This is a genomic window from Nonomuraea sp. PA05 (assembly GCF_008086045.1).
GTDB classification, from domain to species: Bacteria; Actinomycetota; Actinomycetes; order Streptosporangiales; family Streptosporangiaceae; genus Nonomuraea; species Nonomuraea monospora.
Map to the genome: position 1 here is coordinate 1 of NZ_VSEY01000064.1, position 25,624 is coordinate 25,624.

Below are 25,624 nucleotides of genomic sequence, written 5' to 3' on the forward strand. Positions count from 1 at the left end.
ACTGCGCCGCTTCTCCTAGCCGGGGAGAAGGGGCCGTTGCCTCAATACTGGAAGGTTGGCAATGTCAGAATCAACGCATCACGGTGGGCATGAGGAGTCAGGTCACGCCCACCACGAACCGATGAAGGCGACCTGGGGAGTGGCGGCGTCGGCGACGCTGCACTGTCTTACCGGGTGCGCCATCGGCGAGGTGCTCGGCATGGTGATCGCCACCGCCCTGGGCTGGCACGACCTGCCCAGCATCGCGCTGGCCGTCGTCCTGGCGTTCGTCTTCGGCTACGCGCTCACCCTGCGCGGCCTGTTCCGCGCGGGGCTCAAGTGGCGCGCGGCGCTGCGGCTGGCGCTGGCCGCCGACACGCTGTCGATCCTCGTCATGGAGATCGTCGACAACGGCATCATGCTGGTCATCCCCGGCGCGATGGACGCGGGGCTCGTGTCCCTGCTGTTCTGGGGCGCGCTGGCGGTCTCGCTGCTCGTCGCCTTCCTCGTCACCTGGCCCATCAACAAGTGGATCATCGGCAGGGGCAAGGGTCACGCCGTGGTCCACGCCTACCACCACTGAGCGCGTCGCCTCACCTTTCACCCCCGTCACGACTTCACGGGTGATGTGCGCCGCGTGCGTATTTTTCAGCGGTCAAACTCCGGAAACTCGCTCACGCTGGAGGACGGCACCTTCAGTCCATGGGCTAGGAAATGGGAGTGACCTATGCCGCCGGTGATCGTCGGGCGTGACGGCCCGCTGTCCGGACAGCGTTTTCCGATCGACGACCGGCCGATGACGTTCGGCCGCAGGAACGACAGCCGCATCGTGATCGCCAGCGGGCGCGCCTCGCGCGCGCACGCCGAAGTGCGCCACGAATCGGGCCGGTACGTCCTGTACGACCTGGGCAGCCGCAACGGCACCCTGGTCAACGGCGTCCTGGTGACCCGGCACGACCTCCAGCCCGGCGACGTGATCGCCATCGGCGACGAGGTGTTCCGCTTCGAGGCGTCCGACGACGTCGAGACCATTATGGACCCGGCACTCATGCGGGAGATCGGCCGGCGGGCGGCGCGCCCGGTCGATCCCGCCCAGGTCCTGCGCGTGACGATCAGCGGCGGCGGCCCCGTCGGGCTCGGGTTCGCCCTGCTCCTCGACCACCTCATGGGCGAACGGGTGGCGGTCACCGTGTACGACGGCCGCTGGATGCTCGACGGCGACCGGGTCGTGTGGAAGGGTGCGGAACAGGGCAACATCCGGCGGCAGCAGGTCGTGACGGTGCAGAGCCGCCAGTACCTGAACCTGCCGGAGAAGGTGCAGGCGCGGCTGTTCAGCCCGGACGCGTACACCGAGATGTGGCCCGCCGGCCCCGACTCGATCCGTGGCCGCAGCCCGCGCAACCTGCGCATCTCCTACATCGAGGACACCCTGCTGGCGATGGCCGGCGAACGGCCTGGCCGGATCCGGCTCGTCCCCGAACGCTTCGACCCTGCCGAGCACCAGGAGGCCGCGGCCCGCGACCACGTGCTCGCCATCTGCGAGGGCGGCCGGTCGCGCACCAGGGAGCACTTCGCCGCCAAGTTCGGCACGGCCGACACCTCCATCTACTCGCTCGACGGTCATCACCTGCGCGACGTCGTCCTCGGCCTGCGGGTCAAGTCCGACCTGCCCGACCCGATGACCGTTCTGCTCACCGTCGCGCAGAACCGCTTCCTGCTGAACGCCCTGCGCGGCGAGGGCTTCCTCAACATGCGGCTGACCGACGCCGAAGCCGGGGAGGTCATCGGCATCGACCCGGTCAGGCACGTCTTCGAGGAGTGCGTGGCCTCCAGCCCGTGCCTCATGGACCGCACCGAGCACGGCGAGTTCCGCTGCTCCACCCACAGCACGCTGTTCCTGCCCGCGCTGGTCAAGGGGTCGAAGCTGTGGGCGCGGGTGATGGAGGGGCTGCGGTTCTTCGGCGTGCCGGAGGAGAACCTGAGCGCGGTCACCGCGTTCCGGCTCGACATGGTGCAGCGGCCCCGCTTCACCGCGCAGCTCTACCCGCCCACCTCCGCCACCCCCGGCACGTACGGGTTCCTGCTCGGGGACGCCGCCAACGCCATCCACTTCTGGCCGGGCCGCGGGCTCAACAGCGGGCTGGGCTCGGCCATCTCGCTGGCCAGGACGCTCAGCCAGAGCTGGCAGGGCCGGCCGTTCAGGGACGCCGACTTCATCCGGCACGAGGCGGCCATGTCGATGCTGCAGTACCGGCACAAGAGCCGCGCCTGGAAGGCGATGGTCACCACCGACGGGCACGGCGTCACGCGGGCGATCAAGGACGAGATCGCGCAGGGGATCGAGGAGGCCGCCGCGAGCCCGGATCCCGACGCCGGCAAGGACGCCGACCTGGACGCGCTCATGGACCGGCTGCGGCAGATCCGGGACCGCCTGGCCACGCGCATCCCCGGGATGCCGGACGACGCCCGGCTCCGGGGGCATCTGCGGGGGATGAAGGCGGAGACGTTACGGACGCTGCTGATCAGCGGGGCGTGGGACACGCTGGTCATGGGCGGGGAGGAGGTCGACATCGACATCTTCTACCGGCAGGACCCGCCCGACGTGCTGGTGTCCAGGACACCGGTGGCGGCGGCGGAGGCGGTGGGGGAGGGGCAGCAGCTCACCAAGGTCATCCGGCGCGGGCAGGTCACCTGACAGGGCAGCGGCGCATCCGCCGCTGCCGGCACGCGAACGGCGCCCCACCCGCCTGGGACGTGGCGCCGTCCGTAGGTCAGGCGGTGCGGCGCAGGGCCCACTCGACGCCGGGACACCGGTCCATCACCACGTCCAGCCCGGCCTCCTGCGCCCGCCCCGCCGCAGCCTCGTCGACCACGCCCAGGGGCAGCCAGACCGCGCCGGCCCCGATGGCGATGGCCTCGTCGATCGCCTCACCGGCGTGCTCGGACCGGCGGTACACCGCCACCACGTCCACCTTGCCCGGCACCTCGGCCAGCGACGCGTAGCCGGGCTCGCCCAGCACGCTCTCGGCGGCCGGATGGACGGGAATGATCCGCCGGCCGCGCGACTTGAGCAGCCCCGCCTGGTCGTACGCCGTACGGCCCGGGTTGTCGGCCAGGCCGACGAACGCCCACGTGTGAGCCTCGGCGAGGAGGCGCCGGATGACGTTCTCGTCCGCGAAACGGTTTCCCATGTCCGGGCAACGCCCGTGGCGGGTCGCGCATTTCCGTACCCGTAGAAGTGCGCGCCCTGAGATTGCGCCCAGCCGATGCGCGCCACCGCGCATACCTCGGAACTGACGGGCAGGAGGACGGAGGCAGGGGGATGGATCTGACCGCCGAAGGGCTAGGAGGAGACACATGGATCCGTCGACCCAGGAGACCGGCAAGGTCACGGGCACTCAGGACAAGGACTACAACCTGATCTGGTTCGTCGAGCAGTGCCTGAGCAACGTGCTGCGGCTGGAGAACTACATCGCCGACGCGGAGCGCACGGGCGACCAGGAGCTGGCGAGCTTCTTCCGCCGCGCCCAGGCCGAGAGCCGTAAGGGTGCCGAGCAGGGCAAGGAGCTTCTCAGCAAGCGCCTGATCAAGTAAGCCTCCCGGAAGTCTCCGCGCAAGCGGCCGCCCGTCACGGGGGGGGCCGCTTGCGCGTTCGGTCAGGCGCGACAATGGAGACATGAGCCCCACATCCGGCCCCGGTGAACTCGGCGCCTTCCTCAAGGCCCGCCGGGCCCAGCTGGCCCCGCAGGACCTCGGCATGCCCGAGCAGGGCAGTCGCCGCAAGGTCGCCGGGCTGCGCCGTGAGGAGGTCGCCCAGCTCGCCGCCATCAGCGTCGACTACTACACGCGGCTGGAGCAGGGCCGCGTCCGGGCGTCCGCGGGGGTGCTCGCCACGCTGGCCCGCGCGCTGCGCCTGGACGAGGACCAGCAGCGCTACCTGTACGAGCTGGCCGGCAAGACCGACGCCCGGCCGCGCAGGCGCCGGCCCGCGCAGCGCGTCCGGCCCGCTATGCGGCGCCTGCTCGACCAGCTCACCGCGACCCCCGCCATCGTCCTAGGCAGGCGGCTGGACGTCCTGGAGTGGAACGCCGGCGCCGCCGCACTCTACACCGACTTCGCGCGGCTCCCCGCGGACCGCCGTAACTACCTGTACCTGCTGTTCACCGACCCGGTCATCCGGGACATGCACCTGGAGTGGGAGCACGACGCGCGCGACGCCGTCGCCGCGCTGCGCATGGAATCCGCTGCCGGTCCCGACGACCCCGAGCTCGCCCGGCTCGTCGGCGAGCTGTCCGTGCGGGACGCCGACTTCCGCACCTGGTGGGCCGAGCACCGCGTCAACAACGCCGCCTACGGGACGAAGCGGTACAGGCACCGGCTGGTCGGCGACCTCACGCTCGACTGCGACACGTGGAGCAGCCCCGACGGCTCGGGGCAGCGGCTCATGGTGCTGACCGCCGAGCCCGGCACCCCGTCGTACGACGCGCTGCGCATCCTCGCCTCCTGGGGCGCCGGCCAGCCGAGCCTGTCACGCTGAGGACGGAAGGCACGGCCGGCACCCGTTCCACCCCGAAGACCAGCTCGCCGGCCCGCGTCCAGGCCACGACCTGCCCGTACACCTCGCCCATGGTCCCCGCGTCGAGCAGGCGCCACGGCCGGACGTGGAGGGGCTCGACGGGGACGCCTTCGCCGCGGCGTTCCCCACCGTGATCGCCGGGGTGAGCGAATACTTCCAGCCGGGGCGCACCGTGGGCGATCTGTTCCGCGACTGCCTGGAGGAGATCGTGGGCGGCACGTAGCATGGGATCCGTGCAGACGTTCGTGCACGGTGAGGCTGTGTGGGGCGTCGCGTCCCCGCGGCGGCCCAGCTTGGTGTCCGGGGTGACCATGGCGGGTTTCCAGGTCCGTGACCTGGACGCGCTCCGCATGGTCCCGCATCCGGCCGTGACACTGCTCCTGGAGTTCGGCGCGGGCTCGCCCGTCATGGACGGCGGGGCGGGGCGGACGCAGAGCGGCAGTCTCGTCGGCGGGCCGGGGTTCGGGGCCGGCGGGGCGGTCTGGGTGCGGGGCCAGAACGTCGAGTGCTTGCAGGTGCGCCTGTCCCCGTTGATCGCCCGCGCCGTCCTCGGCGTGTCCCCGGCGGAGCTCGACGGCGTCGTGGTGCCCCTCGAAGACTTGTGGGGGCGCGGAAAGGTGTCGGAGATCCGTGAGCGGCTGGCCGAGGCCGGCACCTGGGGGGAGCGTTTCGCGATGGCGGACGCGCTGCTCGCCCGCCGCCACGAGGAGCGGGAGCCGGTGGACCCGGAGGTGGCCTGGGCGTGGGATCGGATCGTCGCCGGTCGTGGCCTGGTCCGGGTGGACGGGCTCGCGGAGGAGGTCGGCTGGAGCCGCAAGCGCCTGTGGTCGCGGTTCCGCTCCCAGCTCGGGCTGCGGCCGAAGCGTGCCGTGACGCTGATCCGCTTCGATCACGCCGCTCACCGGCTGGTCGCGGGTGAGGGCGCGGCCAGGGTGGCGGCCGACGCCGGTTACGCCGACCAGTCCCACCTGCATCGGGAGGTGATGGCGTTCGCCGGGGTGACACCCGGGACGGTGGCCGACGAGCCGTTCCTGGCGGTCGACGACTTCGCCTGGCCGGGCCACGCCTGATCCGGGCGGCGAGCCATCGGCCGAGGTCGTGGCTGATCCGGGCGGTGAGCCATCGGCCGATCCGGGTGGCGGGCTACCGGATCGAACGCGGGCGGTCGGCCCGCTGGACCCAGCCGAGGAAAACCCCCTCAGGCGAGCGCGCCGCCAGCGCCGCCGCGATCGACCCGTGCAGGTGGGCGTCGTTGGGCAGGGCGAGGCGCTGCTCGTCCGGCTCGTCGTAGAGCGACAGGTCGAGCCGTGCCTGCGGATACCGGCGGACCCCGTCCACGACCGCGGCCTCCCCCGCGTACGTCAGCGCGACCGACCGCAGCCTCGACCACGGATGGTCGTTGACGCCCCGCGAGGAGACGACCAGCACCCCCAAGGCCTTGGCCTGGAGATTTATCCGGATATATCCGGCGATGGCGATGATCACCACCAGCACCACGCCCACCATGAAGGCGACGTAGTCGGGAGCGTCCGCCCCCCGGTCGTCGGGCAACGCCGCGCCGATGAGCCCCACCACGATCAGGACGACCACGGCGACGACCATCATCAGGCACCCGAACAGTCCCCGCTGCTGCCTGAGCGCGACGCCCCGCAGATCGAACGCGGTCCCGTCGGCCGGCTGGTGGAGCACCCTCGGCGCGACGGCGGACGAGCTCCACCGCCTGACGTCCCCCCGGCAGAGCAGCAGCCCGCCCGCGATGCCGCACGTCGCGGCGGCGATCCCGGACAGCTGCGACGGGTACACCTGGCCGTCAATCATCCCGATGGCCAGGCCGGAGCCGAGGATCAGGAGCGGGCAGATGCCGAACAGGGCCTTGCGCATCAGCCCGATCGCCATGGGGCCGCCCAGCCAGACCCGGGAAAGCCAGAAGCACCAGACCGCGCTCCAGAACACCCCCGCGAAGATCTCGAAGGGGGCGGTCGTGCCCTCCCAGACGAGCACGACGCCGCCGATGAGGCCGGCCCAGAGGAGGGCGAGCAGGGCGACGGCAAGGTGGAGGGCGAGGGGACGCTGCATGCGCGGAAGCCTAGCCTGGCGGGCAGGACGCGGGACCCGGCGCAAAGCGGGGACTCTCGTTACGCGGCCTTGCCGATCACGTCACTAGCGTGGCTGCCATGCCTGACACACCCCGACGCCCTCGTATCCAATGGCAGGACGACACCGAGTACCTCAAGAACAGGGAGCGTCCGCTGAGCGGCGCGCCCCGGCCCGCTGCCGAGCCGGCCGCGGACCTGGCGCCCCGGCCGGAGCCCGGCCGGGGCACGCGGGAGGCCCGCTAGCGGGCACGATAGGTGAGGATCAGCCCCAGCCCCGCCAGCCCTGACTTGTCGCCTTCCAGCACCAGCCGCCACGTCCCGGCGCTGAACCCGGGGGTGGGCAGGAGCCTGCCCTCGTCGAGGGGCAGGCCGGGGTCGCCGTTGAGCAGGAACCGGCCGGCGCCCGCCGGTGCGTACAGGGCGTACACGCCGGTGACGGCCCTGCCGGTCATGCCGGGGAACATCTCCGGCGTGAGCGGCAGGGTCAGCGTGCCGTCGGTGCCGTCGGTGAACGCCGCCCACTCATCGGGGAACTCCGCGGGCACGTCGCAGTAGCGGGCCGCGGAGTAGGGCTTGAGCATGCCCTTGACCGCGCCCGCGAACGGCTCGCCGCCCTGCTCGGCGGAGTACTTCACGGTGACGGTCACGTCCATGAGCTGGGACGCGCCGCCGGCGGGCAGCTCCAGCCGCCACCGGGAGACGGCGCCCGTGCCCTCGAAGGGCAGGTAGCGCTCGTCGTCGTAGCGCAGCTCGAACAGGCCGTTGTTGTCCTTGTACTCCTCCAGGTCCGACAGGGCGATCTGCTGGCCGCCCCGCCAGTCGGCGCGCACGTTCGCCGGCAGCGGGCCCTTGGCGTCGAGCAGGTACTTCACGGCCTTGGGGTCGGCCGCGAGCACCGTCCTGCTGTCGAGCTGGGTCAGCACCCCGTTGAGGCCGATCGGGCCGTCGGGGCCGGTGAAGGTGACCGACACCGTCTTGATCCGCCGCCGGTAGTGGCCGGGGAAGTCGCGGTCGAACAGCGCCTCGGTCAGCGCGAACTCGCAGCGGCCCGTGGTGCGCAGGCCGAGCGCGGCCAGCGGGTCGAGCGCGAGCAGCGACACCTTCTTGATGATCTCCAGGCCGCGCCGGTCGGTCTCGGCCCACGCCCTGCTCATCCGCTCCAGGTCCAGGCCGAGGCTCTCGGCGGCGAGCAGGCCGTTGCGCCGGCTCTCCCAGTACATCGGCTGGATGTAGTCGGCCTGCCCTTCAGGGACGCCCCGCTCGTACTGGAAGGAGCGTTGCGCGGCGCGCGCCGTCTCGTACGCCATCGCGTACGCCTGGAAGTACAGCCCCGCCAGCCGCCCCGACATCCACTGGTAGAGCTGGAGGCTGGTGAACTTGCCCGTCATGAACGCGCCGACGGCCTCCAGGTTCGCGATCTGCTGGCCGAGGACGTCCAGCTCCCGCTGGGCGGCGCTGAGCCGCAGCTCCGCGGCCCGCACCTGGTGGCCGAGCTGCTCCACGTCGTTGCGGGCCAGGGCGAGCTGGAAGGCCCAGTCGTGCGCCATCCGCTCCTGGTCGGCGCGGATGCCGAGCAGCTCACCGATGACGTTCAGCCCCTCGGCGGTGGCCGAGGCGGCCTCGCCGCCGTGCTCCAGCGCCTCCGTCACCTGCTGGCCGCCCTGCTTGGTGCCCATGATGAACAGGCCGACCAGCACGTCCGGCAGGCCGGAGGCGATGGCGCCGCCGGTCTGGAAGGCGGCGGCGACGGCGTGCGCGACCACGGCCGCGGACATCATGCCGAGCTGCGCCTGCTCCAGCGGGGTGAGCCCGGTGGCGATCAGCCCCTCGTAGTGGCCGGCCCGCTCCTGCGCGCCCCGCTCGCCGGCCCGCGCCTCGCGCAGGCCCTCGGCGGCGATCTCGACCTCCAGCTCGCGCACCGCGCGGGTGAGGGTCAGGATCGTGCCCTCGTGCCGGTTGTTGAGCAGCGCCAGCTCCTCGGCGTCGCGCCGTTCCAGCACGTTGAGCAGGTCCACGCCGAACTGGCGCAGCTTGTCCACCAGTTCCTGCGCCTTGCGCAGCACGACGGGGAAGCGGTGGTGCGGCACCGGCACGGCCGCGGCGGCGGCGAGCCGGTCGAGCGACGCTCCCGCCGCCACGCCGCGCACCAGCGCCATCACGTCCGCGGGCGGCTCGAACAGCGGCAGCGGCCGGCTGACGCCCATGATGTCGAGCGAGGCCCTGATCTTGCGCAGCCGGTCCTCGACGCGGTCCCAGTACTCCAGGTAGACGCTGTTGGCCGGGACGTGGAAGTACGGTCCCTCGACGCTGGCGTGCACCTGGCCCGCCCCCTGGAGCATCGCGCCGCCCGCCGTCAGCTCGGGAACCCCGCCGTTCTGCGGCGCCCGCCGGATCTGCTCGTACGTGAGCGCCGCCCCCAGTTCACGCGGCCCGAGGTTCTCCGGCGGACGCTTCCCGAGCAGGTCGTAGGCGAAGACGTAGAGCATCCTGGCCTCGTCCACGCTCTCCGCGGTGTACTGGCGGAAGAGCAGGTCACCCCAGTCGAGCAGGTTGTCGACGTAGGCCATCACGACCGCGCGCCGGTAGGCCGACGGCCGCAGCTCGGCGATCGCGTGCGGGTCGAAGGGATCCTCCAGGTACGCCTTCAGCAGCGCCACCCGGTCGCCCATGAGGTCGTACTGGCGGCGCAGCCGGCCGAGCATGGCGACGCGCTCCAGCAGCCCGGCGCGCGCGGGCTCCGCCTCGGGCGGCACCGTCAGCGCCTCGATCGCCTCCTCGATCGGCGGCAGCTTGCCGCCCGGGAGCCCGGCCAGGTAGTCCTTCTCGCCGTCGGTCAGCTCGCGCCGGTGCTGGAAGGCGGGCGCCATCGGCTCCACGTCGCGCAGGATGTCCGCCAGGTCGTCGCCGGCCTCGCCCGCGTCGATCCGCGCCAGGTCGTCGCGGCAGCTCTGGACGAGCGCCTCGACGTCCACGGCCAGGAAGGGCAGGAACCGCCAGTAGCGCGGCCTGGTCGGGTCGAAGACGTACTCGTACCAGGTGCGGGCGTCGTCGAAGCGCTGGGCGGCGTTGAGCGCCTGCGCGATGAGGGTGGGGGCGTGGAAGAAGACCTCCCAGTAGTAGATGCCGTTGCCGCTGTTGAAGTCCAGGTGCGAGCTGGTCGGCACGCCCTGTTCCGCGGTCTGCTCGGTGACCATGATGGTGGTGGCGTCGGACGTCCGCGTGCTGAAGGCGGGCAGCTCGTCGAGCTCCTGCACGCGCGGCGCGAGCAGCGCGGGCACGCCGCCCTCCAGCAGCGCCTTGTTCAGCTTGTACGCCGTGCTGGAGGTGAGCCGGACGACCTCGTGCGGCAGCGCGGCGATCTCGTAGGGCCGCTGCGTCTTCGGCGCCGAGGAGTAGGCGACGTACTCGGCGCCGAGGAACAGGTGCAGGTCGGTGCTGTCGAGCACGCCGTCCAGCCTGTCCGCCCAGCCTGCCGGCAGGCCGCCCCAGTTGCCCTCGACGGGGGAGTACGCCGTCACGGACGCCAGCTCCTGCTTCGGCTCCAGCACCGCGTAGTCCTCGCCGCTGAGCACGTAGCGCAGGCCCGAGCGCCGGAAGACGGCCCGGACGCGGCTGGTCAGCGGCTTGGGATAGCCGGGTTCCGCCAGGGCGCCGGGGAGGTCGCCGGCCAGCGAGTAGCCGACGTACTCCAGGTTCCTGGCCAGGTACAGCATGCCGTCGGCGACGTAGGCGGCGTCCACGCCCTCGTCGGTGATGGCCGTCCTGGCCACGCCCAGCGGCTTGATGGCGGACGGGTCGCTCTGCACCCACTCCGGGCGGCCCCTGCCGGAGTCCCTGGTGATGGACAGGTACGTGCGGGCGGTGTTGTCGAAGAAGTAGCCGCGGTCGCCGTGCCGGAAGGCGGCGCTGACGGGGCCGGACTGCGGCAGGCCGTCGCCGTTGCCCTTCAGCCCGCGGGCGTCCTCGTCGCGGCCCTCGATGCGCCGGTAGGAGTCGCCGCTCATGACGAACACCTGGCCGTCGCGGAACAGGACCGCGTCCACCCGCGCGGTGCCGGACGCCCACGGCGGCTGGAAGGTCTCCAGCGGGCCGCCGGGAACGGTTCTGCGCAGCCACGCCTTGCCGGCGGTGTGGTAGTACTCCACGCCGTCGGCGTCCACGACGGCGACGTCCACCTTCTCCCACTGGGGGAAGCCCTCGCCGTTGCCGGCGATCGGCTTCGGGTAACCGGGGTCGATCATGCCGAACGGGTCGCCTGAGTAGCGGTAGTAGTTCTCGCCGGAGAACAGGTAGCGGTAGCCGTTCTTGACGATGACGGCGTCCACCTTGGCCTGGTCGTCGTACAGGGCGGTGGGGACGTGCCCCCAGCGGCCCGACGTCGGCGGCTTGGACAGCCGCAGGGCGGTCGGCCGGTCCTTGGGCAGCTCCACGTAGAACGGGCCCGAGCCGTCCTCGCCGGTGTTGTTGAAGAAGTACCTGACGCCGACGGGCAACTCGACCGCCGCGTGGATCGGGGACCACACGGGCAGCCTGGCCTGGTTGCCGCTCAACGGGAGCGCCGTCTCCTCGCCCAGCGGCGGCGAGACGGGACGGCACAGGAAGCTGCCGCCCTTGTGGTCGACGCTCACCCACGCGCCGCTCTCGGCCTCGGCCGGCATGGCGAGCTGCACGACCCCTGACGGATCGACCGGCTCGGCGAAGACCCGCTCCAGCCGGGCCGGCCGCACCGGCTCCGGCACGCCCTCGGCGCGGATCGCGTACAGCTCGGGCGTCAGCGCGAACGCCGAGCGCACCGGCAGCGGGCCGAGCGGCGACAGCACCGTGTACGTGCAGGTGATCAGGATGGTGTCGTGCGCGTCGCCGTCCGGGGCGGTCGCGGACGCCTGGACGTACAGGCGCACGCCCGTCACCGGCGCGTCCTGCACGTCCTCCAGCGGCAGGACCTGCGCGGCCCCCCACTCGCCGTTGAGGTTGCGGAAGGAGTAGTTGACCCGCACGCGGTGCTTGGGCGGCGGCGGGGTGAGCGTGCGGGAGTCGCCGCTCTGCTGGTCGGTGAGCGTGGTCGTGGCGCCCGGCTCCGGCGGGACCGCCTCGACCGTCGGCCAGAAGACGAAGACGCGGCCGAAGGCGTGCACCGGGTAGACCCGCTCCGCCTCGATCTGCGCGTCCACCTTCAGCCACGGCGCCCAGGTGGCCGACAGGCGGCCGTCGTCCCTGAACTCCGCCTCGCGGCAGTAGTAGCGGCGCGGCTCGGTCCGCGTCCGGCCGAACAGCACCAGCCGCCGCGCCCCCCGCTCCGCGCCGTCCTCGGTGTAGACGTAGCCGCCGGCGATGGACAGCCGGGAGACCTCGGTGTACTCGTCGAGATAGCGCTTGTAGGCGCGCTCCACCTTCTCCTGGGTGATCTCGCCCTGCAGCAGGTCGTCCTCCAGGGCACGGAAGGCCGGTGTCCTGGAGTCGCGCAGCTCGGGGCGCAGGTAGTTCTCCGGGTAGAGGAAGACCTTCCTGTTGGCCTCCCACAGGCGGTAGTTCTTCAGCCACCCCCACCAGGTCCTGATCCGCTGCCGGGTCTCCTCCGGATCCCGCCCGCCTGCCGGGCGCGCCTGCTCCAGGTCGAGCAGGTAGCGGTGCACGTAGAGCTGGACGGCGGCGATGGCCTCGCGCACCCGCGAGGTGCGGCCCTGCCCGCCCATCTCGACGTCGGCCAGCAGCCGGTCGTACAGCTCGCCCGAGGTGGCCGGCAGGATGGAGACGAGGGCGTCGCGCCTGAGCACGTTGATCTCGTCGTGCGCGGTGGCCGACAGCGCCGCCCACTCCCCGCCGGACAGCCGCTCCATGATGCCGAGCAGGCCGGTGTTCGCCGCCGCCAGGGCGGGTGTCTCGCCGAAGGCGTGCCGCCACACCTCGGAGTGCAGCGTGGACGGCGCGTCGCCGATCCGGCCGGTGAGCGCGAACAGCTCGGCCAGCCGCAGCAGGAACTCGATCTCGAAGCGGTCCTCCTCGTGCCGCGCGGGCGGCGCGCTCCACCTCGCGGCGGCGACGGCCCCCGGCTCCGCGGTCAGCAGGGCCGCGTTGCGCCTGGCCCACTTGATCTCGTCGGCGTCCCAGCCGAACAGGTCGCTGAGGTAGGCGTACGGGTCCGGGACGGCCGCCGGCGGGTTCAGCAGGAACGCGGGCAGCCCGTCGGGGTGCCGCCGGGCCAGGTCCACGAACCTGGTGATCGTGTGCACGTCGCTCAGCCGGTAGTCGGCCGTGCCGCCCCAGCGGTGCGCGAACCGCTGCGGGTAGGTGCGGTCCACCTCGTGGTAGCCGCGCGAGTAGCGGACGTACTCCTCGCCCTTGCACAGGTACGTGCGCCCCTCGAAGACGAACGCGCCGTCGATGCCCTCCTCGAAGCGGCCGGGCAGGTCGCCCCAGTCGTCCCGCACGGTGCGCGGGTGGCCCTCCTCGGCCAGCTCGTACGTGCCGCGCGGGTAGCGCACGTACTGGTCGCCCCTGAACGCGTACAGCTCGCCGGTGGGCGCGGCGAAGGCGGCGTCGATCAGCTCGTGCCCGGCGTCGGCGAAGGCGTTGCGCACCTTGCCGAACACGGCGCTCACGGGCTGCGCCGCCTGGTCGCCGACCCGCAGGTGGAGGGCGCCCTTGAACAGGTGCACGCCGCCGCCCGGCGCGCGGAAGGCCGCGTCGAGCCCGTCGGCGAACTCCGCCGGCGGCTGATCGGTCATGCGCAGGTCGTAGGCCAGGTTCGGGACGATCGTGCGGGGATAGCCGTCGTCGGCGTGGGCGTACTCGGTGCCGGTGTAGCGGACGTACTGGTCGCCGGAGAACAGGTACGTGTGCGCGCCGGTGACGATCGTCGCGTCCACCTTCTCCCGCTCCGCGATCGTGTTCCTGACGCGGCCGAGGACGCCGAGGCCGAACGTGGCGGTCGCGGCGCGGGAGACGGTGTGGCAGGCGCCGCCCGCGAACAGGCAGGCGGTGCGCTCGCCCGCGACGGCGGCGTCGATCGTGCGGCCGGTCACCGCGTCGTCGAACGACTCGGGCAGGTTCGCGAACGCCGCCTCGCGCCGCAGGTTGCCGACGATCTTCTTCGGGTAGCCGGGGTCGACGTAACGGTACTCGGGGCCGGTGTAGCGCACGTACCGGTCGCCGGAGAACAGGAACGTCGTGTCCTCGCCGAAGACGCAGGCGGCGTCGATGCGGGCGGTCGCGTCGTCGGGCACGAACGGGTTGGGCGACCTGCCCCACCGGTCGCGGATGACGGCCAGCGGGGCGAACTCGCGCCCGTCGTGCCGGGAGTACTGCTCCGACAGGAAGAAGTACGTCGCGCCGTCCGGCGCGGTGAACGCCGTGCGCAGCGCGTCGCCGTCCTCCCTGCTCGATTCGAGGAGCCGCTCGAAGCCGGGCCAGAACCGCTCGATCGGGCGCGGGTAGGACCAGGCGCCGCTGCCCTCGTCGTACTGCACGCAGTGTTCGCCGTGCAGCAGCAGCATGGTGCCGCCGGCGAACAGCACCGCGTCAGGGACGGGGCGCCCCGGCACGCGGTACTGCTCGGGCACCTCCCAGAAGCTCTCGTCGGCGGTCTGCGGCTCACCGTCTGGCCTGGTGTAGCCGGCGCCGGAGTAGACGACGTACCGGAAGCCGCCCTCCTCGTCGGGCGACTCGAAGAGGTAGGTCCGGTCGCCGCGCACGTACGCCAGCGCGACGTCGGTCAGGCCGCCCCAGTGCTCGGAGATGATCCGCGGCTCACCGTCGATGACCAGGCCGGGGCCGGATCCGGTGGGCGCGTAGACGACGAACTGGTCGCCGCTGAACAGGTACGTCCTGCCGTCCCGGCCAACGAACGCCGCATCCACCGCGTTGTCCTGATAAATCGTGTTACGTGGGCGGCCCCACTCCTCGGCCAGCGCGTACGCCTTGTTCAGCCGCGTGTTGACGCACCGCGGCCCCTTGAACAGGTACGTGGTGCCGTCGGCGCCGCACAGCACGGCGTCGAGCCCCCGGCGGAACTCCTCCGGCACGCCGCGCAGCGACCGCGGCGTCACCGTCTCCGGCTCCACCCCCGCGACCTGCACCGACTCCACGGCCGGACGGTGCCGCCAGACGCCGCCCTCCTCGGCCAGCATCCTGCCGTCCTCCAGGAACACGCAGCCCGCCCCGGCGAACCAGGCGTCGTCGTAGCGGCGGTAGAGGCCGTCGGAGACGGCGTGGCACCGGTCGCCGCGGAACAGGTAGACGGTGCGGCGGTCGGCGAAGGCCGCGTCCACCCCGTCGAGCGTGACGTCCAGCGCCGCCATCCCCGGCTCGCGCGCCAGCTCCGACAGCGCGGCCGGATAGCCGTCCTGCACGTGGTCGAGGTCCGCGTCCAGGTAACGCACGTACTGGTCGCCCGAGAACAGGTACGTGTAGCGGCGCTCCACCGTCCTGCCGTCCACCACCTCCGGCACGGTCCTGACCAGCGCGGCGTCCACCCGGCCCGTCCTGGCGATCCGGTTGACCACGTTGCCCCAGTACGCCGGCACCGAGGCCGGATAACGGTCGTCGGCCCTGGTGTGGTCGGCGGTCGAGAAGCGGGTGTACCGGTCGTCGGAGAAGACGTACGTCCTGCCGTCCTTGCCGACGAAGGCCGCGTCCACCCGGGTGAAGGGCAGCAGGCTGTCCCAGTGCCCGGCGATCGTGCGCGGCTCCGACCACCAGCGGTGCCGGGCGTCGGACATCACGAAGTGCTCGCCGGAGAACAGGTACGTGCGGCCGGCGCCGTCGGTGAAGACGGCGTCGATCACCGCGAAGCGCGGGTCGGCGGCCAGCGAGGCGGGCAGGTTCCACCAGTTGTCGGAGACCGGCTTGGGGTAGCCGGCGTCGGGCACGGAGTAGTCCCTGGTGGAGTAGCGCACGTGGAAGTGGCCGGCGTCGGCGTGCACCCGCACGTGCAGCGGGGTGCCGCGCAGCGTCAGCGCGATGCCCTGCTCCGTGGTGACGTGCCACACCGGGCCCTCGCCGCTGGTCTCGCCCGCCCTGACGGCGGCGTCCTGGGCCAGGGTCAGGCCGTGCTCCAGGAAGCGGCGGCGCAGCGCCGGCGACAGGCGGCCCTCGTTCAGCTCAGGCTCCTGGGCGAGCGGCACGTCGAACAGGTGGCCGCCGCGCCCGAACAGGTACGTGCAGCCGTCCATCACGAAGGCCGCGCCGACCTCGCGCAGCCCGCCCCAGTCGCCAGCGATGCGCCGGGGGTAGCCGAGATCCACGACGGCGTAGTCGGCGCCCGAATAGCGCAGGTACCGCTCGCCGCTGAACAGGTACGTCCTGCCGTCCAGGCCCACCAGCGCGGCGTCCACCCGGTCGCGGGTCAGCACGCCGGCGAGCCTGCCCCAGCGCTCGGCCGTCGGCTGCGGCACGCCCGCGCCCGACGACGACAGCGCGACCGTCCTGCCCTCCTTGAACAGGTGCGTCAGCCCCGTGACGGGCTCGGCGAAGGCCGCGTCCACGCCGGTCCCGAACTCGCCGGGCAGCCGGGCGAACTCCGTCTCGACGCGCCTCGGGTAGCCGTCGTCCACCCGCACGCCGCCGTTCTCCACGCTGTCGCTGTAGCGGGCCATCTGGTCGCCGCGGAACAGGTACGCCTTGCCGTCCGGGCCTGTGAAGGCGCCGTCGAGGCCCCGCCCTTCCTCGAAGGCGTTGCGGATGCGGCCCCAGCGGGCGGAGATCGGCTGCTCCTGCTCGCCGAGCTCCAGGTAACGGCCGCCCGCGAACAGGTGGGTGTGCCCGTCCACGTCGGTGAACGCCGCGTCGAGCGCTCCCGTGAACGCCTCCGGCAGCGGCGTGTCGTGCCCCTCCGCCTGCCACCACTCGGTGACGGCGCGCGGGTAGCCCTCGTCCACCGTGGCGAAGCCGGGGCCGGAGTAGCGGATGTACTGGTCGCCGCAGAACAGGTAGGTCCTGCCGTTCTCGTCCACGTACGCGCTGTCGATCCTGCGCGGCGCGGCGAAGTTGTTCCTGATCCGGCCCCAGAGCTGGTCGCGGGGCGCCCAGCGGATGCTGCCCCGCTCCTTGACGAACAGCCGCGACACCTCACGGCCGGGCTGCTCGCCCTCGGCCCGCTGGAAGGCGCGGCCGACGAGCCACTCCGTGCCGTCGGGGTAGGCGAAGGCGGCATCCACGCGGCTCAGGCCGGTGAACCAGGGCGACAGCTCGGTCAGCGCCTTCGGCTTCTGGTCGAGCAGCGTGTAGGTGTCGGCGGAGTAGGCCCAGAAGACGTCGCCGGCGAAGAGCAGGATGCGGCCGTCGGAGCCGCGCAGCAGCGCGTCCACGGAGCCGACGCCCGGCGGCAGCGCCAGCGGCTCGGGGAACTTGCCCGCCAGGTCCTGGTCGTGGAAGACGACGGCGACCTCGGTCTCGTCCATGCCGATCCGGCCCGCCAGCAGCGCGAAGCGGCGGATGCGCTGGTAGGCGGCCAGCAGGTGCGGGTCGTCCGGCCGCCACGGGTCCGCGATGACCGGCGGGACGAGGAGCTCCATCGCCTCGGGCAGCCCGCCGGTGACGCCCGCGCAGATCGCCGCGACGCTCTCCTCGGGCACGCCGAACCCGTCGGCCAGCACGGAGACGAGCGCCTGCCGCTGCTCCCCGGCGCGCCGCTCCACGGCGGCCGTCACCTCCTCGACCGCCGCCGCCAGCTCGACGGCGACGGGGTTCAGCAGGAAGAACACGTCCCGCTCGAAGTCCTCCACTCCCCGCAGCGAGAAGCCGATGACGCCGGCCGGGTTGGCGAAGAACGGCACGGCCTCGCGCGGCACGGACAGCGCGTCGGTGAGGTGGCCCTCCGCGACCAGCTTCTCGACCAGCAGGCCCTGCTGGTCCTCGTCCAGGCCGAGCCCCTCCAGCGCCTCCAGGTCGATCCGGTACGGCCGCTCGTCCTGCGCGCACTCGGCCACCCGCTGGGCGACGAGGCCGCTCTCGGCCTCGGTGAACCCGTCGCCGAGCGACTCCACCTCGGCGACCGGCCAGCCGTCGCTCAGGTACACGCCCTCCATCGCGGCCATCGCCCGCTGCGCCATCGCCAGGTCCGCGACCTCGGCGAAGTCCTCAGGGGTGAAGGTTAACAGCTCGGCCTCCAGCTCGCCGACCTGCCGGCGCATCGCGTCGAGCACGGCGTGCCGGTGCGGGTGGAACTCGGCCGGCAGCGCGAGACCGGCGGGCCCGAGCCCGGCCAGCGCCTGCTTGTCCAGGTAGCGGTCCTGCTCGTCGAGGTAGCCGTTGAAGTGCAGCCCGTCCACCAGCCTGGACAGGCGCGCCTCGCCGAGCCGCAGCCCCGCCAGCAGCTCCCGGTCGAGGACGAGCGGCTCGGCGCGGAAGGCGTCCACCCGCCCGCGCAGCACGGCGAGCACCTCGGGCGCGACGTCGGACAGGCCCGCGTTGACGCGGAACGCGCCGAGGTTCTCCTCGTCGGCGAAGAACGCCGGGTCCTGGACGGCGCCCTCCTCGTCCACGTACCCGTGGAAGATCAGGTTGTCGTACAGCTCGTCGAGCTGCCCCTCCGAGAGGTCGCCGAGGGTGGCCAGGTCGGAGGGGTGGAAGGTGGAGGTGCCGTTGCCGACGCTGTTGATCAGCTTGAACAGCGCCTCCTTGAACGGCACGAAGTCGCGTTCCAGATTCAGCGCGTAGTCGGTCACGGGCAGCCCGTCGGTGACGAGCGTGCCGTCGGCGCGCAGCCGTCCGGACAGCATGAGCTGGTTGTGGATCTTGCCGGCCAGGCGCTCGCCGAGCCCCAGCCCGAGCAGGTCGTCGTCCACGACGACGCCCAGGGTGGTGACCGCCTCGTACGCGGCGGCGGCCACCTTGTCCGGGTCGGGGCGCAGCAGCCGGGGATCGCGGCCCGACACCACCCCTTCGGCGGTGGAGGTGAGCAGGTCGTGCACCACCTGGGCGGCGCGCGGCCCGAAGCGCTCGCCCTCGAACGCGGCCGGCCCCATGGCCACCTCGTCGAAGCGCTGCCTGAGGCTGTCGAGCACCGCGAGCCTGTCGTCCTCGCCGGGCCGGCCGCCGAGGATCTCGGCCAGCTCCCCGGCGCCGAAGCCGCCGTCCTGCATCCAGCGGGCGACCCCGAGCAGCGTCTGGGCCAGCCACAGCGCGGCGGCGGGGTCGCCGCCCTCCAGGACGCGGTAGCAGTCACGCGTCCCCGGCTCGACACCTCCCAGCAGCGAGAACGTGGAGTACCGCCACAACGACGGGTCGCTCTCCAGCACCCCCAGCAGGTCGAACAGCTCGCCGGCGGACAGGCCGAGCGCCGCGGTCAGCCTGCCGGCCCGCCGCAGCAGCGCGATCTGCGACGACCCGATCGGGCCGCGGTCGAAGGGGCTCGGCTCCAGCGCGCTGTAGCGGTCGCGGTAGCGCCGCACGGTCTCGACGATGCCGCTCTCCGACGTCTCGATGCCGATGGCCAGCCTGCGCCGGTAGTCCTTGTTGTGCGGGCCGAGCAGGTCGCCCGACATGGCGGGCAGGTCCTCCGGCACCGGCTCGACCGCCGCCACCAGCCCGCACACCGCGTCGATGGTGAGGTCGTAGCCGCGCTGGAGGTGCACGACGAGGGCGAGAGCCCGCAGCGCCGCCGCGTCGAGCGTGCCGCCGCAGCACGTGGTCAGCACCCGGTCGAGGTCGGCCAGGCCGAGCCCGGTCCACCTGGACAGCCGGGCGATCCTGCTGACCCGGTCGTACCAGCCCGGGGAGGTGCCCAGCAGCTCAGTCCCGTCCGGCGACAGGGTGACCGGGGAGCCGCCCCGGTTGGCGTAGGAGTCCTTGGCCGGCCGCGCGGGGTCGTCCGGGTCGCCGAGCAGCTCCCGTAGCTGCAGCACGGACAGGCCCGTCACCCGGGTGAACGTCTCCACCCGCGCCAGCGGGCCCATCGGGTCGCCAGGCTCGAGCCCGTAGAACGCCTTGATCCGCGCCTCGTCCGCCGGCGACGTCAGATGCCCGGCGGCCTCGGCCGGCAGGCCCAGGAACAGCCGGGCCACCGTGTCGGCGTCGGCCACCGGGGCGAAGATCCGGTAGAGCTCGTCGGGCCCGACCCTGAGGTGGCGCAGGTAGCTCTTGAACCGCTCCTCCTCCAGCGAGAACGGCATGCCGAACGGGTGCTCCAGCCGCAGCATCTCCGCGTACGGGGCGTCCCCGGCGAGCCTCTCCAGCAGTTCGATGACGATGTCGAGGTAGGGCGTCTGGCCGAAGGTGTTCTCGGCGTCCAGCAGGATGCGCTTCAGGTCGGCGCGCCGGTCGTCGCCGAGCAGCGACGGCTGCTCCAGCACGGTCTCCAGGAGCCCCAGCAGATCCGCGAGATAGGCCCCCGGCGAGTAGACCGTCCTGGCCTCGTCCTCCTGACGGGGGTCGAGCTCGGTGTCGTCGAACAGATCCTCGTAACTCGGGAGCATCTCGTTACCGGCCATGCGTCCCCCTCAGGAAGCCGTGGAAAGCCCAGAAATCAGGACCGATTCCCCCAGAGCGGTCCGCGCCTTTCCAGATACAAGCCGAGAAGCGGCGTCATGAATATGGCGATAAAGACACCTGTTCACGCTCTGTCCGAAGGTGGACGATCGGGCGTCAGACGGCGGGGGCCTCCAGGACAAGGGCGGGGAGATCATGAAGCGACGATTGAGCGGGACCAGGGCGCCGTTGCGCAGGAGCAAGCGCGCCAAATCCGAGCCGATCCGGTACGAGCCGGGCTCGTCGCTCGTCGCGACCAAGAAGCCGAAGCCCAAGCCGAACAAATCGCTGATCGAGGCCGACCCCAAGATCACCAAGGTGCTGCCGAAAGCCGGGAACTGGAGCAAGATCAAATTTGTCGCCGGCCATCAGCCGCTGCCCGCCGGCGCCAAGGTGTCGCTCGCCCCCGAGCCGGAGATGGAGGGCACTCCCGGCTCGCGATGGATCAAGACGCTGCTCGTCAGCGGGCTGCAACGCACGCCTTCGCCGTTCCGCAACAGGATGGGTGACCACACCACCGCCTGGCAGGCCGTCGTGGACTCCGTCAAGGCCGCGGTGCACGAGAAGCCGATCAAGGAAGCGGCCGCCGCCATCCTGGCCATGCAGGCAGCGGCGGAGACGTCGCTGAAGGCGTCCGACGGGAGCAACAGGCTGCTGTTCACGTGGATGGAGCAGATTGACGCGGAAAGCGCGACCGACCGGCTCCCGCGCATGCAGGACGCCGCCCAGACGGTCGCCGAGGCGTGCGATCAGGCGACGAAGGCGAAGAACGAGTCCGACGCGGCGGCCGCGCTGTCCAAGGCCATCGCCCACCATCTCGCCTTCCTCAACTACCTGCCGTTCAGCACGGTTCCCGCCGCCTCGGATCGCGGCTCGACCGGCTCGGGCGAGGGCACCCATCACGCCGCGCTCCTCACCTACGAGATCGCCGCCGCCGAGGCGTTGAAGGCGAAGAAGAAGCCGGTCGCGGCGCTGGCGGAGGGTGCCACGGCGGCGGTGTGGGGCATGTTCGCCTTCGACGCGGTGCTGCGCGAGGCGCAGATCGACTACGCGCTGAATCCGGCCGCCGCCATGCAGGTCGCCAAGCAGCACGGCCAGCTCGTGGCCATCAACGCCAAGATCAATCAGGCGCTGAAGGCCGTGGTGAACAACGCCGGCAAGCCCGCGCAGCAGGACGTCATGGAGGAGGCGCTCGCGGAGCTCGACGCGATCATCGCGACGGAGGGCGTCTACCGGGACGTTCTCCTGGCCGCGGGGCATCTCAAGGCAAAGGTGACGGACGTCCGGGAGCGGCTGTCCGAGCCGTACCAGCTCGACCGCGCGAAGCAGGCGCTCAAGCTGCAGACCTCTCCCGCCACCCAGGGCCACCTGGACAAGGCCAAGCGGGTGGCCGGCGACGTCACGAAGCTCGGCGACGGGAACCAGGCGGCCTCGCTCGCCATCGACGTGCTCGCCAACCTGCTCCACAAGCACGTGCGCACGATGGCCGCCACCTATCCGCACTCGGTCGCCGCGCTCAAGCTCGGCCTGCCCCCGAGCGGAAAGCTCGGCGCGAAGGCCGCGGAACAGCTCGCCGGCATGGTGGAGGAAGGTCTGAGAAAGCACTACCCCGACTACTTCGCGGACGCCACGGAGCCGTCACGGCTCCAGCCGCTGCTCAAGCAGATCACCGCCCAGCTCGCGGCCATGCCCACGATCGCCGTTAAGCCCGAGATCACGACGTGGGCCAGCGCGGCGCAGCGGGCCGACCTGGTGGTGACGGTCAAGGCGAAGGAGAAGGAGAAGCTCAAGATCAACGGTCGCGCGCCGGCCCCGCCCGGCGTCGCGGGCATGGGTTGCCACACCACCGCCTGGGTGATGGAGACGCAGCACGTCAACTACCTCGTCCGCGAGGCGCGCACCGACAAGGAGATCATCGCGAAGCTGCAGGCCGCCGTGACCCGCGACCTCAACGCCAAGCCCATCGGGCTCGCGCACCTGCTGCCGATCGACCAGATCAGAGGGCGGCAGCTCACCTCCCTGTTCGACCAGGCCGCCGCCGTGCTGAAGGCCGAGAGCGCGTCCCAGGCCGCCACCGCGTACCTGTCGTTCCGCAACCTCCTGCCGTACGCGACCGTCGACGAGGGCGACCGCAGCGGCAAGCGCGAGCGCAAGGACGGCACCCTGGACGAGACCTACGACAAGGCCGCCATCGAGCAGGCCGGCAACCGCGTCAAGGAGGAGCTGAAGAACGCCGGCCTCGACGTCATCGCGTCACTGCGGGACGAGGACGACCTGCTCAGGCAGCAGTCGGCGCAATGGGACTTCAACCCGGTCCTCGCCGCGGCCGTCGAGGCCACGCGCACCCGGTTGACGGACCTGGCCGACGGCCTGGGGAACACGCAGAGCGCCGCCCGGAACAAGCTCGGCGACCAGGGCAGGTCCCTGGTCCTCAACACGCGGCGGGACGAGCACAAGAAGGTGTGGACCGAGGCGAAGGTGTTCAGGGACGGCAAGTGAGGTCCTTCACCTCGCGCTTCCTCCTCGCCGCCGCCCTGGCCCCGGCCAGGGCGCCGCGCACGGTGACGCTGTCGAAGCGGTTGGCGGGCCGGCTGACCGGGGTCCAGGCCAGCGTCAGCATGCCGCCCAGCAGCCCCAGCAGCATGCCGATCAGGAAGCCGCCCAGATTGGAGTAGACGAACGACGCCAGGGACAGCACCACCGACACCAGGCCGAGGAACGCCCGTTGCCCCGGCTGCACCCACACCAGGACGCCCGCGATCACCAGGATCACGGCGATCAGGAACCCGGCGCCGACCCGGCCGAACATGATCGCCACGGGCAGCGCGTTGACGGCGAGCGGGATGGACAGCAGCTCCAGGCCCGCCGCCACGACGAGCAGCCCGCCCCAGAACGGCCGTGATCGCCGCCAGGCCCGCACGCGGGCCCGCCCGCTCGCCATCGCTGAAGAACGTGTCTCAGAAGCACTCGTGCTCGCCACGCAGCACCTTCATTCCGAGGTCGGGCAGGCTGAACGTGGCCGCCGTGGCGGCCCACGCGTCCAGCCTGACGTTGCGGAGGGTGACCGCCGAGGCCTGGCCGCCGAACGTGCCGGCCGGGCCCCTGGCGTCGGGCACCTCGTCCAGGGTGCCGGCGTCCCGGTTCAGCTCCAGGTCGCGCAGAGTGGCGGCGGTCTGGCCCACCGCCACGTCGATCACCAGGTCGTCGATGGTCACCACGTTGCCGCCCCGGCCGCCGGTGAGCACGATCGTCACCGTGCCGAGCGGGGTCTTCACCAGGGCGCTCTGGCACAGGCCGGTGACCACGGCCCGCCGCACGCCGGTGGTGATGACCGGGATCCGCCGGTCCTTCCGCGTCCGCACCACGTCACTGGACAGGGCGAAGCCCTGGCCGCGCAGCTCGCCCGCGAAGAGCTTGAAGCTCCGGCCCGACACCACGAACGTGGCGCCGATGACCCCCTGCGCCGTGGCCCCGACCAGCAGCGAGGTCATCGCCGCGACGGGCGCGAAAATCCAGGCGAAGCGCTTCCACCGCACGCGTCCCTGCTCGGCCATGACCCTGCTTTCCCATCAGTCTGTACGGGCGGACGAGCCCGCCTTGAGTCGAGCATGGGCGAGACGGGTGCGGTATCTCGACGGACGCGCCGGATGTTGCAGCACCTATGGCCCACGGCTGGACAATCTTGGCCTGTCAGGGCGTGACGATGGCGAAGTCCGGGACGGGCTCCTCCAGGACGGAGGTCAGCCGCCCCAGGACCGACAGGTCGCCGTCATGGTCGAGGCCGTCGGCGCCGCCGCCACCGGTGAGCAGGCCCAGCAGGCGTTGCTTGGTGAGCCGGAGGGTGAGGTCCGCGCCGTCGCCCGCGGGCGACGCCTCGTGGATCAGCACGCCGTTGCCCAGCGTGGTGCGATGGTGCTCGTCCGGATCGGTGAGGCGCCAGTCGATGACCAGACGCTCGTTCCACGCTTCGGGGCCGTTCACGCGGATGGCGAGGGAGTCGAAGAGCTGCTCGGTGGTGAGCGCGGCGAGCATGTCCGGCGGGGCGGTGTCGGTGGCGCCCGCCGACGCGCCGCCGGCCAGCTCGCCGGCGCCGGTCAGGAAGAAGTTGCGCCAGGTGGCGTTCTCCGCGCCGTGGCCCAGCCGGGTGTAGACCTCGGCCAGGACGCGGCGGGCCCTGGAGTCCTGCTCGTCGGCGAAGATCGCGTGATTGAGCAGGGTGGCGGCGAAACGCAGGTCGCCTTCCCCGAGGTAGCGTTCGGCCAGCGCGACCACGGCGGAGGTGCCGCCCAGGCATTCGACGTAGCGGCGCGCCTGCTCGACGGGCGGATGCTCCCACAGGTGGGCCGGGTTGCCGTCGAACCAGCCCAGGTAACGCTGGTAGATCGCCTTGACGTTGTGGCTGACCGAGCCGTAGTAGCCGTGGGTGTGCCAGGCCTGCTCCAGGGCGGGCGGAAGCTGCATGGCCTCGGCGATCTCGGGGCCGGTCATGCCGCGGTTCAGCATGCGCAGGGTCTGGTCGTGCAGGTACGCGTACAGGTCGCGCTGCTGGGCCAGGAAGGTGACGATCGCCTGCCTGCCCCACGTGGGCCAGTGGTGGGAGGCGAAGGCCACGTCGGCGCGGCCGGCGAACAGGGCGATGGCCTCGGTCAGGTAGCGGGACCAGACGCGGGTGTCGCGGACCAGCGCGCCGCGCAGCGTCAGCACGTTGTGCAGGTTGTGGGTGGCGTTCTCGGCCATGCACAGGGCGCGCCGGTCGGGGAAGAAGAAGTTCATCTCCGCCGGCGCCTCGGTGCCGGGGGTGAGCTGGAAGACGATGCGGACGCCGTCCACGCTCTCCTCCTGCCCGGTGCGGGTGACGTCCAGGGTGGGCGGCAGGAGCGAGACGGTGCCGGACGAGGTGCCCATACCGAGGCCGCAGCCGAGCTGGCCCTCGGGGGAGCGGGGCAGACGCTGGCCGTACATGTACATGGCCCGGCGGTTCATGGCGGTGCCGGCGTAGACGTTCTCGGAGACGGCGTGCTCCAGGAAGCCGGCGGGCGCGATGACGGGGATGTTCTCACCGTCGGTGACCCCGCGGGCGCCGCCGAAGTGGTCGGCGTGGGAGTGGGTGTAGATCAGGGCGGTGACGGGCCGGTCGCCGCGGTGGTCGCGGTAGAGGCGCAGGGCCGCCGCGGCGCACTCGGTGGAGACGAGCGGGTCGATGACGATGACGCCGCGCTCGCCCTCGACGAGGGTCATGTTGGACAGGTCGAGGCCGCGTACCTGGTAGATGCCGTCGGTCACCTCGAACAGGCCCTGCTTGGCGCAGAGCTGCGCCTGCCGCCAGAGGCTGGGGTGCGCGGTCTGCGGGCACTCGCCGTCGAGGAAGGCGTACGCGTCGTTGTCCCAGACGACCTTGCCGTCGGCCGCCTCGATCACCGCGGGGCTCAGCGCGGCGACGAAGCCGCGCTCGGCGTCGTCGAAGTCCGCGCGGTCGTGAAAGGGAAGGTCTGCCATGGGACGGTGGTTC

At 72.0% G+C, this 25,624-nt stretch carries 14 protein-coding genes; 8 read left to right on the forward strand and 6 right to left on the reverse strand.

Going from position 1 to position 25,624, the window contains the following annotated elements; all coding sequences use genetic code 11:
* Window positions 1-121: 121 nt before the first annotated feature.
* Window positions 122-562, forward strand: coding sequence for a DUF4396 domain-containing protein (locus FXF51_RS55095; protein ID WP_262380529.1), 441 nt, complete (start codon window positions 122-124; stop codon window positions 560-562).
* A 144-nt stretch (window positions 563-706) separates the two neighbouring features.
* Window positions 707-2,674, forward strand: a complete 1,968-nt coding sequence (locus FXF51_RS55100) for an FHA domain-containing protein (RefSeq protein ID WP_148442890.1) — start codon at window positions 707-709, stop codon at window positions 2,672-2,674.
* Between the two features lie 76 nt (window positions 2,675-2,750).
* On the opposite strand, the gene FXF51_RS55105 is transcribed toward FXF51_RS55100, so the two are convergent.
* Window positions 2,751-3,170 carry a CoA-binding protein gene (locus FXF51_RS55105; protein WP_148442891.1) on the reverse strand — a complete coding sequence of 140 codons (420 nt, stop codon included), beginning with the start codon at window positions 3,168-3,170 and terminating at the stop codon, window positions 2,751-2,753.
* A 166-nt stretch (window positions 3,171-3,336) separates the two neighbouring features.
* Between FXF51_RS55105 and FXF51_RS55110 the strand changes: the two genes are divergently transcribed.
* The 4 genes from FXF51_RS55110 to FXF51_RS55125 all read left to right on the forward strand — a co-directional run bounded on the left by FXF51_RS55110 (window position 3,337) and on the right by FXF51_RS55125 (window position 5,625).
* Window positions 3,337-3,573 (forward strand): hypothetical protein, encoded by a 237-nt coding sequence (locus FXF51_RS55110; RefSeq protein ID WP_148442892.1) that lies wholly within the window; start codon window positions 3,337-3,339, stop codon window positions 3,571-3,573.
* Between the two features lie 82 nt (window positions 3,574-3,655).
* Entirely contained in the window at window positions 3,656-4,516 is an 861-nt protein-coding gene (locus FXF51_RS55115; RefSeq protein ID WP_148442893.1) for a helix-turn-helix domain-containing protein, read from the forward strand.
* Between the two features lie 124 nt (window positions 4,517-4,640).
* Window positions 4,641-4,778 (forward strand): hypothetical protein, encoded by a 138-nt coding sequence (locus tag FXF51_RS55120; RefSeq protein WP_187415100.1) that lies wholly within the window; start codon window positions 4,641-4,643, stop codon window positions 4,776-4,778.
* Between the two features lie 10 nt (window positions 4,779-4,788).
* A complete protein-coding gene (locus FXF51_RS55125; protein WP_148442894.1) occupies window positions 4,789-5,625 on the forward strand; it encodes a helix-turn-helix domain-containing protein in 837 nt (278 codons plus the stop codon).
* 73 nt (window positions 5,626-5,698) lie between these two features.
* Here FXF51_RS55125 and FXF51_RS55130 read toward each other — a convergent pair whose 3' ends face one another.
* Window positions 5,699-6,631, reverse strand: a complete 933-nt coding sequence (locus tag FXF51_RS55130; RefSeq protein WP_148442895.1) for a hypothetical protein — start codon at window positions 6,629-6,631, stop codon at window positions 5,699-5,701.
* 98 nt (window positions 6,632-6,729) lie between these two features.
* On the opposite strand from FXF51_RS55130, the gene FXF51_RS61525 reads away from it, so the two are divergent.
* Window positions 6,730-6,894, forward strand: a complete 165-nt coding sequence (locus tag FXF51_RS61525) for a hypothetical protein (RefSeq protein ID WP_187415101.1) — start codon at window positions 6,730-6,732, stop codon at window positions 6,892-6,894.
* On the opposite strand, the gene FXF51_RS61530 is transcribed toward FXF51_RS61525, so the two are convergent.
* Window positions 6,891-20,078, reverse strand: coding sequence for a hemopexin repeat-containing protein (locus FXF51_RS61530; RefSeq protein ID WP_187415102.1), 13,188 nt, complete (start codon window positions 20,076-20,078; stop codon window positions 6,891-6,893). The genes FXF51_RS61525 and FXF51_RS61530 overlap by 4 nt on opposite strands.
* Window positions 20,079-20,271: 193 nt before the next feature.
* Here FXF51_RS61530 and FXF51_RS55175 point away from each other — a divergent pair, with 193 nt between their 5' ends.
* A complete protein-coding gene (locus tag FXF51_RS55175; protein ID WP_148442896.1) occupies window positions 20,272-22,614 on the forward strand; it encodes a hypothetical protein in 2,343 nt (780 codons plus the stop codon).
* Here FXF51_RS55175 and FXF51_RS55180 read toward each other — a convergent pair.
* The 3 genes from FXF51_RS55180 to FXF51_RS55190 form a co-directional block, all read right to left on the reverse strand.
* Window positions 22,598-23,056, reverse strand: coding sequence for a DUF6114 domain-containing protein (locus FXF51_RS55180; protein WP_148442897.1), 459 nt, complete (start codon window positions 23,054-23,056; stop codon window positions 22,598-22,600). The two genes, FXF51_RS55175 and FXF51_RS55180, sit on opposite strands and share 17 nt — an antisense overlap.
* A gap of 16 nt (window positions 23,057-23,072) precedes the next feature.
* Entirely contained in the window at window positions 23,073-23,669 is a 597-nt protein-coding gene (locus tag FXF51_RS55185; protein WP_148442898.1) for a DUF6230 family protein, read from the reverse strand.
* A gap of 136 nt (window positions 23,670-23,805) precedes the next feature.
* Window positions 23,806-25,611 (reverse strand): alkyl/aryl-sulfatase, encoded by a 1,806-nt coding sequence (locus FXF51_RS55190; RefSeq protein ID WP_148442899.1) that lies wholly within the window; start codon window positions 25,609-25,611, stop codon window positions 23,806-23,808.
* Window positions 25,612-25,624 lie beyond the last annotated feature (13 nt).